Genomic DNA, 15,835 nt, shown 5'->3' on the forward strand with positions numbered 1-15,835 from the left:
TGAATCGGCTCATCCATGCGCAAACTCAGGCGAAATCACCGGATCCAGCACCGCCGGATACGCTGTTCCCTCGACCACCTCCTCGGGGACCGTCAACTCCAATGCACCCATGTCATCACGATAGTCGACGCGCAAAGCTTTTCGTTCGCCCTTCGCATCGATCCACGTCGCCAAACCATAACGCAAACCAATGCCCGTTGCAGGATCGGCGAAATGATGCCCGTGCTCCGTCTCCCCCGTGTACTCCTCGCCAGAGGCGCACGCGAATCACCAGATCGCCTTGCCCTCGGGCCGCTTCGCAAATGCATAACGCCGCTCGACGCCCTCTTCGGTATTCTCGAATTGCTCGTCGACGTCCCCGCGCGGAAGGACCAGACTGCCCGTCCTCGGCAACACGTGGTTCGCTGAGCGGAGCGTCATGAAGTGCCGCGCCCCGGCCAATCGATACCGTTTCGAAATATGCAGGTGCTCCGATCGCCTCAGCGGGCAACGTATTCGTCTTCGGATCCCGCGCCAAGTCCGTGCGCCCTGGTGTGACCGAAATGCCTCCAGCCGACGTCCGAACTTCGTACGACGTGTGCCCACCCGAAAACGAACCTGCGTCATCACGCCGAAACGAGAAATGAACGCGCCGCATGACACCAGCCAGGTCGAGCGGCGCCGACACGTGCGGCGCGTGCGCCGGCGAGGTTGCCGGTGTCGCTTCGCTGCCCTGAGCCGAGACGGGCGTATCACCACCCCCAAGTGGACTGTCCGCACACGAAACGGCGACCGTCGCAAGTCCTCCAACGAGCAACGACAGCATCAGTCCACCCAATACTCGACTCTTGAGTCGGTGAGTTCGCATCGTGGTTGATATCTCGATGCTGGGCGATCGTAATTTGAGCATTTGGCGCATCATCCCTCGCTCATTCGCTGTGCGAACGCTGGTTTGGTAAAAACAGCTGGCGCATACCATGGCACCAGGCGAACGAGAAGATGGATTCTTGCAAATATGCGCCACGCACGAGAACGGTGTTCTACGAAATATTGTTGTAATTCATGTTGCATGATGCCCCACATCCACACGCGCACGTCCCATCGAATCCGGAACGCCCGACCGCTTCGCAAACGCACTTTTCATTCTTGCAATCTTGTCCACACTCGGTTAGGGTCCGCCCATGTAATACCAATCACCAACCCACACCTGGACCTCGCTGCTCGCCATCGTCCCGGCGCCTTCGTCCGAAGATGCCGACCTGTATGCGCTCGACCTGCCTTCGAGCGACCTCGTCGAACGCGGAGCGAAAATTCGCAGCGAAAAGATCCTTACCGATCTCGTTCGCATTGGTGGTGTCGCCGCCGAATTCTGGAACCATGCAACCCCTGCTCAAAAGCGGCATTTGCTGGGTTTCTCCTGGCCATTGCTACAAGTCATGGTCCATTCGGGCAAAAAACTGGCCGACATGCTCGCCGCCCGCGATTCGAATGCCGAAGAACGCGAAGCCAACCGCGCAGCCGCCATCGCCATTGCCGATCAAACCTATGCCCAAGGTATCGATGAACGCGATCGCCTCTTCGTGGCGCTCCAGGGCGTCGAAACCTTGGTCCCCAGCCTCGAAGCGCGCATCATCGCCGCGCGCGCCACCGTCACCGACCACGAATCCCTCGCCACGTCACTCCATTCGCTGGTCAAACTCGCCCAAGAAGTGCTATCGACGCCGCAATCGCGCGCGGCCCGACAGCTCACGGACGGTGGCGTCACCGCAAGTGAATTGAATGCCATCGAAACCATTGCCAACGCCGTGAAATCGACCGGCGAACAAGCCTCCGGCGCTCGCACCCGAGGCACCGTGAGCCAAGGCAACCTCGACCATCAAGACGGAACGTGCCTCGCGTACACGGAACGGGTCATGCGCATCTTCAATCGCGCACACGAACGAGACGCTTCGATTCCACGACTCTTGCCCATTGCCACTCGACGCATGTTCTCCATGGGCCGAAAAGCCACCAGTGAAGCAGCTCCAGCCGCTCCCCTAGCGCCCGAAGCCTAACGCGTCGCCATCACCAGCTCGATCCACCGTCTTGCCAGTGCTTGCACGCTTCCCATCCAATACCCACGCCTCGAATACGCATTGCGAGCATTCAACATACGCAGCTCATGTGCCTCGACACACAATGATCACGTGCGAACCACCGACTGCATACGGCTGGAGACCCACTGCGCAGGCGTGACATATCCAGTGCGCACGTTTCGCGTACTGACTGCGCGTGATCGTGTTGTGGGAGGCATTACTCCGAAGTGGGCGTGCGAATGTCGGATGTGAAGCCCTGCCAGCACGGCTGCACGATTGGGTGCCGCAGTTCTGCCAGCAATGCGCGTATTGAAAGCAGTCGGGGACCGCATAACACGAAACAGCACACCGATCACCACCGCGACTCCCGCCCCTCAACCCCGCTTCCCCGACCGCTTTCCCGGCCGGCCCGGCGGCGGCTCCGACCGCTTTTCCTTCTTCGCACCAGGGTCATTGTCAATGCGACCCAAGTCTTCGGCAATCCGATCCAGCACCCCATTCACGAATGCCGACGAATCTTCCGTGCCAAACCGTTTTGCAAGCTCAACGCCTTCATCAATGATGACCGCGCGCGGCACGTCCGTGCTGTGCGACAATTCCCACGCACCAATACGCAAGATGTTCCGATCCACCCGCGCCATCCGCTCTCGAGACGCCAATTCACGCTCGCCTTGCGAATCATGTCGTCCACGCGCGTCAGTTCGTCCGCCACACCCCGAGCAAGCGCGTCCGCATAGTCGCGCCCCTCGGGATCCCCAGGCGTCAAGCGCCAAAAATGCATCATCACCCGCTCGATCGACCCACCACTCTCGAGCGCGAATAACATCTGTAGTGCAGCCTCGCGGCCAGTCGTTCGAGCTCCCATACCTACAATTTCACTCAGAATGCTGCCACGTCGACGCCGACGCGAGCGATACCATTTCAATGACACTCACCGCCGCCTCCCAACCCTTGTTCCCAGCCTTCGTCCCAGCTCGCTCAATCGCTTGCTCGATCGTGTCCGTCGTCAATACCCCAAGGCCACCGGCACGCCCGTCTGCAACGATACCTGAGCTATCCCCTTGGTCACCTCCGCCGCAACATAATCGAAATGCGGCGTCGATCCGCGAATCACCGCTCCCAAGGCAATGATGCCATTGACGGATTTTTTCTCCGCAATACGACGCACCACAACCGGAATCTCCCACGACCCCGGCACGCGCACAATCGTCACGTCCGCCGCATTGCCTCCATGCCGGACAATGGCGTCAATGGCTCCTTCCACGAGCCTATCGACGATGAAATGATTGAACCTGCTCGCCACGAGCGCGAACTTCGCACCCGCAGGCACCACCAAGTGCCCCTCGACGAGCCGCGGCGTCCCCCGCTCCACATTCGTGCTCATTGCTTTATCCTTTACGCTTCGCCCTGCATCGATACCAAAGGCACCCGCTCGACCACTTCCAAGCCAAACCCATTGAGGCCCGCTATCTTCGTTTGGCTATTCGTCAATAACCGCAGCTTGTGACACCCAAGATCCAATAAGACCTGCGCCCCAAGCCCGAATTCACGCAACGTCGCCGGCCGCGATACCACCGGCTCGCCCGATGCCCCCACAACCTTCACCCCAAGCTCCCGCCCAATATCGACATTTGGCGAAATGTAAAGCACCACACCCGCACCCGCAGACTCGATTGTCGCAATCGCCTCGCGCAAATTCGACCCGCCGTCGAATAGCGTGGAACTGAACAAGTCCGCCAAGAGTGACCCCGAATGCACTCGGCAAAGCACCGGCTTCGTAGGGTCGATCGCACCCTTCACCAGCGCCAAGTACTGGCGCGATTCTCCCACAATCTCGTACACCGCCGCGTTCCATACTGTCCCGGTCTGGTCGAGCCTCATCTGTCGCTCGGCAACCCGACGTACCAAACGCTCGGTCTGCATCCGGTACTGGATCAAGTCCGCAACCGAAAGGATCACGAGGTCGTGCTCCTGGGCAAACTTTTCCAAGTCCGGCATGCGCGCCATCGTGCCGTCGTCGTTCATGATTTCGCAAATCACGCCCGACGGCCGAAGCCCCGCGAGCCGCGCCAAGTCGACCGATCCTTCGGTTTGCCCCGTCCGCACCAACACGCCACCTCGACGCGCCTTCAGCGGAAACACGTGGCCCGGCGTCACGAGATCACTCGGCTTCGCGTCCGGCGCCGTCGCCACCTGAATCGTGCGCGCTCGATCCGCCGCGCTGATGCCCGTCGTCACGCCCGTGCGAGCTTCGATGCTGACCGTGAACGCCGTGCCGAGCGGAGGTCCACCGCGGCCAGGAGCACTCATCATCGGCAAGTGCAACCGCTCGACCTGCTCTTCATCGAGCGCCAAACAAATGAGACCTCGACCATGCTTGGCCATGAAGTTGATGGCTTCGGGCGTCACGCGCTCGGCAGCCATGCACAAGTCGCCTTCGTTTTCGCGATCTTCGTCGTCGACGAGGATGACCATGCGACCTTGACGGATCGCATCGAGCGCCCGGTTCACGCGAGCAAGCACGGCTGTATCGATCAGTATGCGATGCGGCATAGCGGCACCATCATCGTACGAATCCGCCCGCTCGGAGCTTTTCAAGGAGACGTTCGTCGCCGCTTTCGTCGTGATGCTGTTCATCGGCTCGGCCGCTGCTTTCTCCCCGCCCCTTGGTGACTCCAAGCGCCAACTGTCGCGCGACGTAGCGCGCGAGCACGTCGACTTCAATGTTCACACCCTGCCCTGCACGAAGATTTCCAAGCAGCGTGCGGCTCAATGTGTGCGGCACGAGCATGACTTCGAAGAGGACGGATGACGAGCGCTCGGCAAGACGATCTTCCACGCGGTTGATGGTCAAGCTGACGCCATCGATACAAACCGACCCTTTTTCCGCAAGGTACGGCGCCAAGTGCCCGCCGACCTGTACTTCCAAACGCATCGCATCTCCGCGCGGCGACAAATCCGTGACGCGCCCGATGCCATCGACGTGACCCAGCACGACGTGCCCACCCATGCGACCTCCTAGCGGCGTGGCTCGCTCGAGATGCACGCGCGCTCCAGCGACGAGCGCGCCAAGCGTCGTGCGCGTGAGCGTTTCCGGCGACATGTCCGCCTCGAAACCAGTTGCCACGATGCGATCGACCGTGAGGCACACGCCGTTCACGGCGATGGATTCGCCGAGGTCGAGCTTGCCTAGGGACGCGTCGAAGAGCGCGCGAACGACCGGGCCGCCAGCCTTGTGCCGCAAATGGCCGATCGTCTCGACGAGTCCTGTGAACATGGCAAATGGGGAGTGCCAGGACAAACCGCGCTACCTATCGGCAGCGCGGCGTCCTTCGGCGGAGAGCAAACGGTCGATGATCTTCTGCGACGCCTCGGGCAGCTCGGTGAACACGAGCCCCATGCCGGGCGGATCGTCGTGGACACGAACGACTTCGCCGACACCATCGATGACTTCGACGTCGTCCATGATGACGGTGAAGCGAAGGTTCACTTTCGTACCAACTTGAAGCGGGTTCTTGGACCGGACAAACACGCCCGAGCGCGAGATGTTGGTCACGTACTCGGTGATGAACGCGTCGTAGGATTCGAATTCCTTGTTGATGGTGACGCGCTCTTCTCTGCGCGCATCCGTGCCGCCATGCGAATCGGGTTCACCAGGGTGACGGTCGGTTGCGCTCATGAGCTGCTCACCTGCCTTGCAAGTCGAATTGCTCGAGGTGGTATTCCTTGCGCGGAACGAGCTCGATACGTCGCGTAAAGAGACGCTCGGCTTCGGTCACCGCAATGCGTTCTTCGTTCTTCAAGAGATCGACGACGGCGGGATGCGCGTTCACGACGATGCTGTAGCCCGGCAAGTTCGCGCGTTCACGACGAATCTGCCGGATGATCTCGTACGCGACGCTCTGCTTCGACTGAAGCTGGCCGGTGCCGTCGCAGTAGAAACACGGCTTTCGAGCATGATGCGGCCGAGGCTTTCGCGTGTGCGTTTGCGCGTCATCTCGATGAGCCCGAGCTCGGAGATGCGGTTGAACGTCGTCTTCGCTTTGTCTCGGCCCAGGTGTTCTTCGAGGCGCCGGCGGACCTTCTCGCGGTTGCTCGCCCGCTCCATGTCGATGAGGTCCAAAATGATGAGCCCACCGATGTTGCGGAACCTGAGCTGGTAGGCGATTTCGTCGACGGCTTCGAGGTTTGTCATGAGGATCGTCTCTTCGAGATCCTTCGATCCCTTGCCGACGAACCTGCCCGTGTTGACGTCGATCGCGGTGAGCGCTTCGGCTTGGTCGATGATGAGGTGACCACCGGATGCGAGCGGCACTTTGCGTGACAGCGCGCGGTGAATTTCGTCCTCGATGCCGTACGCGTCGAAGATCGGCTCGTGCCCTTCGTAGAGCTGCACGGCGTCGACGCGCTCGGGCATGAACATCTCCATGAAGCGACGGAGACGCACGTACTCTTCGCGGCTGTCGATGACGATCTTCTCGATGTCGTCCGTGAACAGATCGCGCGCCGTTTTGAGCACGAGGTCGAGCTCGGTGTAGAGGCACGCGGGAGCTCGCGCGACGCTCTCGCGCTTCTTGACCACTTCGCCCCAAAGCCGAACGAGGTAACCGACGTCGGCCTTCATTTGCTTTTTGGTCAAACCTTCGGCGACGGTGCGCACGATGAGCCCGCCTTGCGGAGGCTTCATCGAATCGATCGCTTCACGCAGACGCGAGCGCTCTTTCTCCGATCCGATGCGCTTGGAGATGCCGACGTGATCGACGGTCGGTAGGTACACGACGTACCTGCCGGGCAGCGACACGTGACTCGTGACGCGCGCGCCTTTGGTGCCGATCGGTTCTTTCGACACCTGCACGAGAACCTCTTGGCCCTCGCGGATGACTTCGCGAATCGGCGTCGTCTTCGACACGCGCGGCGGTTCGTGCTGACCAGCTTGCCGCTTCGATTGTCGTTCGCGACTCGTGCGGCCCGCGGCTGCTTCCACGCGGCGGCGCATCGCGATTGTCCTGACGACCTCGCCCGCGTTCTCGATCGCGACCACCACGCGCTTGCGTGGATGGTTCGCGGAGCAGCCGGAGAGCAGGTGCTGCTGCAGCGGCGGCCGCTTCGATGGAAGGACGCCTGTCCGCAGTTCGTCCGGACCGACGCACTTTGCCGCGCCCGCGACCTCGAGGCGAACGACCTGCACGTGCCGCGGTGGGCGAAACGTCGGTAGCGTCTTTTGCTTCGAGCGTTGCATCGGGAGGCTCGACGATGGCCGCAGCTTCCGCCGCATCTTCGACGTCGCCGTCGCTGGGAGCAGCGCTTGCTGCGTCCTCGGCGTCGACCAATCGAGCGTCGGCTTCGGCTGGCTCATCTGCAGCCTGCTCTTCGGAAGGTGATTCCAAAGGAGCTTCGAATGAAGCGGATTCGTCTCGTGATTCGACGATGTCGAGCGACTCTGTGTCGTCGACTTCCGCTTCTGCTTCCGCAGCGACGTCGAGCGCAGTCGGGAGCGAGATGCTCACTTCACGCTCGGTGCGTACGTCTTCATGCGAGGGAGACGATGCACGTTCATCGTCTTCCGAACCTGAAACATGTTGATGACGTCCAGCCAAATACGCGTCGAAATCGTCGGGACGAATCAAATCTTCGACATGGAGAAACGCGGCTCGCTTTCGAGCCCGATGTCGATGAAGGCCGCCTGCATGCCCGGAAGCACGCGACTGACCTTGCCAAGGTAGATGTTCCCGAGAGTTCCCTTCTGCGCATCTCGTTCGATGTGCAGTTCGGCAATGATGCCGTTCTCGATGAGGGGCGACGCGCGTTTCGCGGATGTCGACGTTGATGACGAGGAGATTCTTGCCCATGCCCACTGGATGGCCCTTGCGAGGCGCCGGCAAGGGTTACCACGACACGGACGAGCCATGAAGGGAGGACTGGTTCGTAAGGTTTTTCTCCCGCTCCCCTCGGCAGCAGGGCCTGGAGCTAGGCTCAGAGACAAAAGTCGGTGAAGTCTGCGCATGAGTTGGGACAGGCGTCGCAAACGATGCAGGCCACGAGCGCCCCGTAGCGATCGGCCCCAACAGGGTTCGACTCGGCGCATTTGTCCCGGCAGGCCAAGTCGTCCTTGCAGGCGGCGAGGCACTTATTGAAGTCGAGGCAGGTTTCGTCGCCGAAACAGCCCTCGTAATGTTCGGCGCACGTGGTCGAAACGGCGCATCCCGTGCATCCGTTCACGTAATCGCCGCAGGTTCCAGCGTCATCGCAGGGCGCGAGGGTAGCGCCGCCGGTTCCGGTGGACGCACCGCCCGAACCGCCGGTTCCGCTGGACGTACTCGAGGAGCTCGACGAGCTGGTTTCACCCGTAGGTGCAGGATTTCCGCTGTCTTCGGCCTGAGAACAGGCACCAAGCAGGATCAAGGCGGCCGCAGTGAAAGCTAAACGCAACATGGGCCCGGAAAAGCATACGTGGACAGGTCGCCAGGCGAAAGGCGCGGGCCTCACCCGACCATACCCCCCGATTTGGCCGCGTCTTTCAGGGAGGACAGTTGCCAGCCTGCGACGCGCAATCGCTCGGACAGTTCTGGCAGATGACGCATGCGCCGACCGCGTTGTAGAGCTGCACGGCAGCCTGGCCGGCCGTCATCGCGCAGTTGTTCTGGCAGTTGGCGTCGGCGCCGCAGCCGTTCAAGCACATCGCGAGCGTGTTGCAGGTCTGATCGCCGAAACACGCTTCAGCCTGGCTCTTGCAAGGCGTCATGAGGGCACACTGCTGACAAGTCATGCAGCTTCCCGAAGCGTCGCACATCGATCCGCCGCTACTGGATGAGCTGCTGCTCATCTGCCCTCCGCCACCGCCCGAACCCGAGCTGGCCGTAGAGGTCACGGGGGCATTTCCAGATCCGCCCGTTCCCCAGTCGCCCCCTTCGCCACCTTCACCACCACCGCCCGTCGTGCCGCCGCCCGAAGCACCACAAGCCATGAAACACGCGGACGAGACCGCGACGATCGCGAACAACCAGCCCTTCATTTGACCTCCAAGCATCTTCGTCGCGCAAGCTTCCAAGTGGCGACGAGCAGAAGAGATCTGCGTACATGCGGGAGCGACGCGCTGCAAATCGAGCGATCGAGGACGTCGCGCACGAGCGATCACAGCGGAATGTTGCCGTGTTTCTTGGACGGGTTCTTGTCGCGCTTGTCGCGGAGCAGATCGAGCGCGCGATCGAGGCGAATGCGAAGGAGGCGCGGCGTGACGACTTCATCGACGAAGCCAAGCTCCGCGGCCTTGTAAGGATTGGCAAACTTCGCCTTGTATTCCTCGACGAACCGAGCTTTGGCCGCGACGGGATCGGCCGCGGACTGGATCTCTTTGCGGTAAACGATGTTCACGGCTCCATCCGGACCCATGACCGCAATTTCCGCAGTGGGAAACGCCAAGTTGTAGTCGGCTCGGATGTGCTTCGAGGCCATGACGTCGTACGCGCCGCCGTAAGCCTTGCGCGTGATGATCGTGATTTTCGGGACCGTCGCTTCGGCAAACGCGAAGAGGAGCTTGGCGCCGTGCGTGATGATGCCGCCGTACTCCTGATCGGTACCGGGCAGAAGCCGGGCACGTCGACGAACGTCACGAGCGGGATGTTGAAGCAGTCGCAGAACCGGACAAACCGCGCCGCTTTGATGCTCGCGCGAATGTCGAGGCACCCCGCGAGCACGGCCGGTTGATTCGCGACGACACCTACGGGACGACCACCCACGCGTGCAAAACCGCACACGATGTTCTGCGCGTAGCGCTCGTGCACCTCGAACAGGTACCCATCGTCGACGACCGCCCGCACCACGTTTTTTGATATCGTACGGTTTCAGAAGAATCGACCGGGATCATCGTATCGAGCGCGGGGATTTTCGCGATCCGTGGGATCGGTCGAGTGCTTGCGCGGAGGATCTTCGGTGTTGTTCGACGGCAAGAACGAAAGCAGCTCGCGAACGCGCGCGATGGCTGCTCGATCGTCGGGCGCGGTCAAGTGACAAACGCCGCTCTTGACGGCGTGCGTCGATGCGCCACCGAGGTCTTCTTTGGGAAATGTCTTCGTGGGTGACCGTCTTGATGACTTCGGGACCCGTGATGAACATGTAGCTCGTGTGCTCGACCATCAGGATGAAGTCGGTGATGGCGGGCGAATACACGGCGCCCCCGGCGCACGGGCCCATGATCGCGCTGATCTGCGGCACGACGCCGCTTGCGAGCGTGTTGCGCAAGAAGATGTCGGCGTACCCCGCGAGCGACTCGACGCCCTCCTGAATGCGCGCGCCACCGGAGTCATTGAGGCCAATGATCGGAGCGCCGATGCGCATGCCGAGGTCCATGACCTTGCAGATCTTCGAGGCATACGCGCCGGAGAGCGATCCGCCGATGACGGTGAAATCCTGAGCGAAGACGACGACTTTGCGACCATCGACGAGGCCCCAACCCGTGACGACGCCATCGCCGAGCACCTTGGACTTGTCCATGTCGAAGTCGGTGCATCGATGAACGACGAACCGGTCCAGTTCGACAAACGTCCCGGGATCGAGGAGCAACTCGATCCGCTCGCGCGCAGTGAGCTTGCCTGTTTCGTGCTGCTTGGCGATACGCGCTGCACCGCCTCCTTCGAGAGCACGGGCGTTCATTTCATCGAGCTTGGCGATCAAGGCGGCCGCACGGGCATTCGGGCTTTCGGACATGACGCTGGGGGCCTATCACGACTTTGCTCGCGCGGGGGGTTTCGCCGTGAATTGCCGCGTCTACGCGGCGTTCGACTCAACCACCGTCTCGAGGCCCAGCGTCGGCATCGAGTCCCAATCCGGGGAGGGCCCAAGGGTCTGGGCCGCTACTTTCCATGGGCTTGACGCCCGCGGGTAGCTCGACCTTGCCGAGCGCGGCGTCGTTGATCTCGACCGGGAATTTTTTGCGAAGCTCCGCCTCGAACGCCTTTTCTTGCTCCTGCATCTTCTGCTGCAAAATCAGCACGCGGATCGACCGATCGGCCTCTTGCAAGCTGCGCTTGTGCGCCGCCGTGATGCCGTTCATGCGCACGATGAAAAACTTGCCGTCGGCCTCGACGACTTTTTCGTACACCGCACCGACGTTGCCAATTTTGAAGACCGCTTCGCGAACCGGTTCCGGCACTTTTTGATTTTTGCCGCGCGCATCTTCCGGCGGTCCTACGACGCCGAGATCGCCCGCGAGCTCGACCGGTGCCGCGGGTGTTTTCGTTTTCGGAGCCGTCGTCGAATGTTTCTCGAAGAGCTCGCCCCACGCCGCCGGCGTCGTGATTTTCACGGCTTCTTCGAGCACCTTTTCGGCGGCTTTCTTGTCCGAAAAGACGATCGCCGCGACGCGACGTCGTTCGGGCTCGTCGAACTTGTCCTTGTTCGCTTCGTAATAAGCGCGCACGTCGGCCGCCGGAATTTCGCCCGGCGCGGGCAAACCCTTCCGCGCTTTGGCGACCATCGCATCGCGCAGAATTTGGCGAATCGCGTCCTGCGTCTCCGGCTGTTTGTCGAGGCCAAGCCGCCGAGCTTCCGCCGCGAGCAGCTCCACGTTGATGATCTCGTCGAGCAGCTCGCGACGACGTTCCTTCGTTTGGTAACGAAGCCGGTCGAACTGATCCATGCGTTCGAGCGTTGCGGCGAAGTCGCCGAGCGTGACGACGCGATCGCCCACTTTGGCCACCACGCGCGCAGCTTGTTCGGCAGAAAGCCCCGCTGCGGCCGGTCCCGCGTCCGGCCCTTCTTGTGGAGTGACGGCGGATTCTTTGCAACCGGCCAAGAGCGCCGCGGCGATTGTCAAGACAACCGGCCCACGCCGAAGGAGCGTCGAGAACATCGGCGCGGGTGTAGCATTCTTTGCGCGCGATGGGGACTGCCTCACCGCCCGTCCCGGGCACACCAGCCGAGCGCCCGCGAAAAGCGTACGTTGCAGATCAGGCACGAGGGGACTACGACACGGCGCGTGATGCGCAACGAGAGCCGCGAAGACTCGACCCTCCCTCCTCCTCCCGCCCCCGCACCCGACCTCAAATACCGCCGCATCGTGCTGAAAATCAGCGGCGAGGCCCCTCTGCGGAGAAGGCAACTTCGGCATTCATCTCGACACCCTTCAGCGCGTCGCCGCGGAAATCTCGGAACTGCACCGATGGGGCGTACAAATCGGCGTCGTCGTCGGCGGAGGCAACATTTTCCGCGGCCTCAAAGGCGCAAGCGCCGGCATGGACCGGTCGCAAAGCGACTACATGGGCATGCTCGCCACGGTCATCAATTCGTTGGCGCTCCAAGATGCTCTCGAAAAACACGACGTAGCGACCCGCGTCATGACTGCGATCGAAATTCGCCAAGTCGCCGAGCCCACATTCGCCGCCGCGCCATGCGTCACCTCGAAAAGGCAACGTCGTCATCTTCGCCGCAGGCACGGGCAATCCGTTTTTCTCGACAGACACCGCCGCAGCCCTACGCGCCATGGAAATCCAGGCACAAGCCCTCTTCAAGGCCACCAAGGTCGAAGGCATCTACGACCGCGATCCCAACCGGCACGAAGACGCGCAAATGTTCACGAAGCTGTCCTACGACAGATTCCTCGTCGATCGCATCGGCGTCATGGACTCGACCGCCGTCACACTTTGCCGCGAAAACAAGCTCCCGATCCGCGTCTTCAAGTTGACCACGCACGGCAACATCCTGCGCGTCTGCAAAGGCGAGAACATCGGGACCATCGTCGAAGCCTGAGCTTGCGAGCCGTTCGCAAGTTGCGCGGGATCAAAACTCCGACTACGCTCCGCCCTCCCATATGGCACGCGTCACCGTCGAAGATTGCCTCGAGCGAGAAGAAAACCGCTTCGCCCTCGTCATCCTGGCTTCCGCCCGGACCCGACAACTCGCGAAGGGCAACGACCCGCTCGTCAAAACGAAGAACAAAGCCGCCGTCACCAGCTTGCGCGAAATCGCAGCCGGCAAAGTGCACTTTCATCGGAGCACCAACGACGTCGTCCTCGAATGGCTCCGATCTCAACCGTCGTTCATCGAGGTCTGAAAGCTCGACGGGGTTTCCCCCGCGAACCTTCCTCCCGATAGCCCGCGCGCGATCCCCATTCGTACGCGCATGAACGGCTTGGGATCATGACGAAACGTTTACAGAAAAACGACCCCGAGCTCGAAGCGGGCGTCGGCTCATTACGAAAACCCCCGCCTACTACACCAAAACCTACAAATCGCGCCTCGACGACGTCCGCTACTACGTCGACATCGCTCGAGCACAAAACGGCCCCGTCCTCGAATACGGCTGCGGCAACGGACGCATCACCATTCCCGTCGCTCGCAACGGTACGCGCATCACCGGCGTCGACCGTTCCACCGAGATGCTCGACGACCTGCGCGCTCGCCTGCGCGACGAAGACGACGACGTCCGATCCCGCGTCACGGTGAAACGTGGCGACATGCGCAGCGCAAAAATCGGACGCCGATTCTCCCTCGTCCTCTGCCCTTTCAACGCCTTCCTGCACCTCTACACGCGCCCCGACGTCGAGCAGTTTCTCGCTCGCGTGCGCGCTCACCTCGAACCTCGCGGACAGTTCGTCTTCGACGTCTCGATGCCCGAACCCGAAGAGCTCGCGCGAGATCCGAATCGGGCCTACAGCACGCCGCGCTTTCGATATCCCGGCGAAGACGGCAGTCCCGGCACGCTGGTGCGGTACTCCGAGCGCTTCGATTACGACAAACTACGGCAGGTGCTTTTCGTGGCGATGGAGTTTTCCCCCGTGGACGGAGGCGAACCCTGGATGACGCCCCTTGCGCACCGGCAATTTTATCCGCAGGAGCTCGAGGCGTTGCTCCACTACAACGGGTTCGAGATTGAAACGTTCTTGGGCGACTTCGATGGAAGGCCGGTCGCGAGTGATTCGTCGACGCTGCTCATTCACGCGCGAGTACGATCGACGCGGCGGTGATCGCATTCGTTCGCGCGTGAAGGGTTTCGATACGGAATCGAAGAATCAAACGCCGATGTAGAGGCGGTGTGCGAAGTTGCGCTCGAGCTTGGCTTTGAGCACCTTTTCGGCCGCCGTCTCGATGTCGTACTCGACCCGTCGGAACTCGAAGCGTTTCGCATCGGTGTCGAAGATCGTGTAGCTGGCGCGATTGTCGTAGTCGCGAGGTTGTCCGACCGAACCGACACTCACGATGTACTTGCGATTCGGCTCGAGCGTGAAGTCGGTCGCGGGCAATTCCTCGACCGTCGTCGGCGTCAGCGCAAAGACCTTGCAGAGGTGCGAGTGGCCGATGAGCGTGAGGTGTCCGAGCTCGTGGTACATCGGCAGGCATTCTCGCGCTTGTTCGGGCGCGAAGATGTACTCGAACTCCTCGAGCCTCACGGGCGAGCCGTGGCACAGGTCGAGGCCAATCTCGGGCAGCTTTTCCTGGTAGGGTAGGCCCCGCAGCCATGCCGCATTCTCTGCGGAAAGCATGGATGCATGGGTGTCAAGCGCTTGGCGCGCTGCCTCGTAATAATACGAGTAGTCCATTCGCCCCGCGACCGCGGCGTCGTGGTTACCGAGGATCGTCTTTTTTGCGATCTTTCGGACCAAATCGGCGCATTCGTTCGGGGACCCGCCATAACCTACGGTGTCGCCCAGGCAGTAGTAGACGTCGATGCGCTCGCGTCGATACGCCTCCAGAACAGCGCTGAGCGCCTCGTAGTTCGCGTGCGTATCGCTGAAGACTCCAATCCGCATGTGCGTGAGGTCCGGAGAGTAGCATGAGCGACCTCCCGTTACGGAAGTCTTTTGATCAAAAAAAATGCGGGCTGATCCAGCGCCGTTTGGTCGTGAACGCGCCCGTCAAGTCACCTCGTAAGGTTTTTCCTCGGCGAATGCTCTGGCGCATAAAGGTGCGTCGTCTCACCATCTCGTGACGCCAAACGCGCGCCAAACTCACGCGCGAAAAGATCCATCGACCACGTCATGCAGCGGAAGGAAGGCTTTCGTGTCCGGGACAAACGGCAAAAGCAACGGGCAGTCTGCGGGAGAAAGCACGAAAGACGCGCCGCCGCCCATCATCGCGGACCTGGCAGCGTCATGCGTGCGCTACGTGAAGCAGAGCGTCGGCTTCACGCTCGATTTCGAACCCGAAACGCTCCCCGTGCTCGATCACTACGTCGAGCTTGCACGCGCAGCAGCAAACGAACGCAAGGAAACCGCGCTGCTCGCTGCACAAACCATCGGCGCGTACCTTGGGAAGTCACGCGTCGAAAGTACGGCGGCTTCTGGCGCATCGAAGACGACCCTCGATCGTTTCGCGTCGAGCTCGAACCCGTCTATCTCGCGCTTCGCCCCATCGAGCTCATTGCACGCTCGCTCGAGTTGCCTCCCGAGCCCAAGGCTCCCGATGTGACGACGAAACGCGGCGACGACGAAGACGAGGTGGAAGACGTCGAGAGCGAGGACGATACGACTGCAGAGGACGCGAGCGAGCGCGACGCAGCAGCGGAGCCCGATGCCGAAGACGACTTTCGCGCAGCGCTCTTCGAGCTGGATGAAGACGACCGCGTTCCCGTTGCCGAACGACTCGCTGCACTGCCTCCGGTGCCCGCCGCGCAATATCACTCGCCATCGACGCACTTCGAGGTCGTGGAGCTGATTGTCGAGACGATCCGTGCGCGCCGGATTGCTGCGGGCATGGAGCCCGACGCACATCTCGAGCCCGACGATTATGCGTCTTGAGCGTCGTCGAACGAACGAGCGCATCGGCTGACACGACGCGGCGGATCGTTG

General features: G+C 61.5%; 15 protein-coding genes and 6 pseudogenes. 6 read left to right on the forward strand and 15 right to left on the reverse strand.

Annotation, left to right across the window (positions count from 1 at the left end; genetic code table 11):
• Positions 1 to 115 precede the first annotated feature (115 nt).
• Both IPM54_39840 and IPM54_39845 read right to left on the reverse strand, forming a co-directional pair.
• On the reverse strand, positions 116 to 847 hold the full coding sequence (locus IPM54_39840; protein MBK9265930.1) for a hypothetical protein: 732 nt from the start codon (positions 845 to 847) through the stop codon (positions 116 to 118).
• Positions 848 to 1,172: 325 nt separating this feature from the next.
• Positions 1,173 to 1,358 (reverse strand): hypothetical protein, encoded by a 186-nt coding sequence (locus IPM54_39845; GenBank protein ID MBK9265931.1) that lies wholly within the window; start codon positions 1,356 to 1,358, stop codon positions 1,173 to 1,175.
• A gap of 57 nt (positions 1,359 to 1,415) precedes the next feature.
• Between IPM54_39845 and IPM54_39850 the strand changes: the two genes are divergently transcribed.
• Complete coding sequence (locus tag IPM54_39850) at positions 1,416 to 2,033, forward strand: hypothetical protein (protein MBK9265932.1); 618 nt, start codon at positions 1,416 to 1,418, stop codon at positions 2,031 to 2,033.
• 395 nt (positions 2,034 to 2,428) lie between these two features.
• On the opposite strand, the pseudogene nusB reads toward IPM54_39850, so the two are convergent.
• From nusB to IPM54_39910, 12 genes and pseudogenes are all read right to left on the reverse strand, one after another.
• Positions 2,429 to 2,919, reverse strand: a pseudogene (nusB, locus tag IPM54_39855) (transcription antitermination factor NusB).
• Positions 2,920 to 2,929: 10 nt separating this feature from the next.
• Positions 2,930 to 3,438, reverse strand: a pseudogene (locus IPM54_39860) (6,7-dimethyl-8-ribityllumazine synthase).
• An 11-nt stretch (positions 3,439 to 3,449) separates the two neighbouring features.
• A complete protein-coding gene (ribB, locus tag IPM54_39865) occupies positions 3,450 to 4,607 on the reverse strand; it encodes a 3,4-dihydroxy-2-butanone-4-phosphate synthase (GenBank protein MBK9265933.1) in 1,158 nt (385 codons plus the stop codon).
• A gap of 10 nt (positions 4,608 to 4,617) precedes the next feature.
• A complete protein-coding gene (locus IPM54_39870; protein MBK9265934.1) occupies positions 4,618 to 5,331 on the reverse strand; it encodes a riboflavin synthase in 714 nt (237 codons plus the stop codon).
• Between the two features lie 30 nt (positions 5,332 to 5,361).
• The gene (locus IPM54_39875) at positions 5,362 to 5,733 is read right to left on the reverse strand and encodes a PilZ domain-containing protein (protein ID MBK9265935.1); all 372 of its coding nucleotides are present in this window, start codon (positions 5,731 to 5,733) and stop codon (positions 5,362 to 5,364) included.
• 7 nt (positions 5,734 to 5,740) lie between these two features.
• A complete protein-coding gene (locus tag IPM54_39880) occupies positions 5,741 to 5,887 on the reverse strand; it encodes a hypothetical protein (GenBank protein ID MBK9265936.1) in 147 nt (48 codons plus the stop codon).
• Complete coding sequence (locus IPM54_39885; GenBank protein MBK9265937.1) at positions 5,884 to 7,098, reverse strand: Rne/Rng family ribonuclease; 1,215 nt, start codon at positions 7,096 to 7,098, stop codon at positions 5,884 to 5,886. The genes IPM54_39880 and IPM54_39885 overlap by 4 nt, the downstream gene beginning before the upstream one ends.
• Positions 7,099 to 7,675: 577 nt before the next feature.
• Positions 7,676 to 7,903: pseudogene (locus IPM54_39890) on the reverse strand (Rne/Rng family ribonuclease).
• Between the two features lie 124 nt (positions 7,904 to 8,027).
• Positions 8,028 to 8,486: a hypothetical protein gene (locus tag IPM54_39895; GenBank protein MBK9265938.1), complete on the reverse strand. Its 459-nt coding sequence runs from the start codon at positions 8,484 to 8,486 to the stop codon at positions 8,028 to 8,030.
• Between the two features lie 85 nt (positions 8,487 to 8,571).
• Complete coding sequence (locus IPM54_39900; GenBank protein ID MBK9265939.1) at positions 8,572 to 9,066, reverse strand: hypothetical protein; 495 nt, start codon at positions 9,064 to 9,066, stop codon at positions 8,572 to 8,574.
• Between the two features lie 119 nt (positions 9,067 to 9,185).
• A pseudogene (locus IPM54_39905) lies at positions 9,186 to 10,757 on the reverse strand (acyl-CoA carboxylase subunit beta).
• A 76-nt stretch (positions 10,758 to 10,833) separates the two neighbouring features.
• The gene (locus IPM54_39910; protein ID MBK9265940.1) at positions 10,834 to 11,901 is read right to left on the reverse strand and encodes a peptidyl-prolyl cis-trans isomerase; all 1,068 of its coding nucleotides are present in this window, start codon (positions 11,899 to 11,901) and stop codon (positions 10,834 to 10,836) included.
• Between the two features lie 129 nt (positions 11,902 to 12,030).
• Between IPM54_39910 and IPM54_39915 the strand changes: the two are divergent.
• The 3 genes and pseudogenes from IPM54_39915 to IPM54_39925 all read left to right on the forward strand — a co-directional run bounded on the left by IPM54_39915 (position 12,031) and on the right by IPM54_39925 (position 14,014).
• Positions 12,031 to 12,797, forward strand: a pseudogene (locus IPM54_39915) (UMP kinase).
• Positions 12,798 to 12,858: 61 nt separating this feature from the next.
• Positions 12,859 to 13,101, forward strand: a complete 243-nt coding sequence (locus IPM54_39920; GenBank protein ID MBK9265941.1) for a DNA-directed RNA polymerase subunit omega — start codon at positions 12,859 to 12,861, stop codon at positions 13,099 to 13,101.
• Positions 13,102 to 13,187: 86 nt separating this feature from the next.
• Positions 13,188 to 14,014 (forward strand): annotated as a pseudogene (locus IPM54_39925) (class I SAM-dependent methyltransferase).
• A gap of 45 nt (positions 14,015 to 14,059) precedes the next feature.
• Here the strand turns inward: IPM54_39925 and IPM54_39930 are convergent.
• Positions 14,060 to 14,797: a metallophosphoesterase family protein gene (locus tag IPM54_39930; GenBank protein ID MBK9265942.1), complete on the reverse strand. Its 738-nt coding sequence runs from the start codon at positions 14,795 to 14,797 to the stop codon at positions 14,060 to 14,062.
• 250 nt (positions 14,798 to 15,047) lie between these two features.
• Between IPM54_39930 and IPM54_39935 the strand changes: the two genes are divergently transcribed.
• Together IPM54_39935 and IPM54_39940 are read left to right on the forward strand one after the other, a co-directional pair.
• The gene (locus IPM54_39935) at positions 15,048 to 15,455 is read left to right on the forward strand and encodes a hypothetical protein (GenBank protein MBK9265943.1); all 408 of its coding nucleotides are present in this window, start codon (positions 15,048 to 15,050) and stop codon (positions 15,453 to 15,455) included.
• Entirely contained in the window at positions 15,452 to 15,784 is a 333-nt protein-coding gene (locus IPM54_39940) for a hypothetical protein (GenBank protein ID MBK9265944.1), read from the forward strand. The genes IPM54_39935 and IPM54_39940 overlap by 4 nt, the downstream gene beginning before the upstream one ends.
• The last annotated feature ends 51 nt before the right edge of the window (positions 15,785 to 15,835 follow it).

It is taken from the genome of Polyangiaceae bacterium (assembly GCA_016715885.1).
Taxonomy (GTDB): domain Bacteria; phylum Myxococcota_A; class Polyangia; order Polyangiales; family Polyangiaceae; genus Polyangium.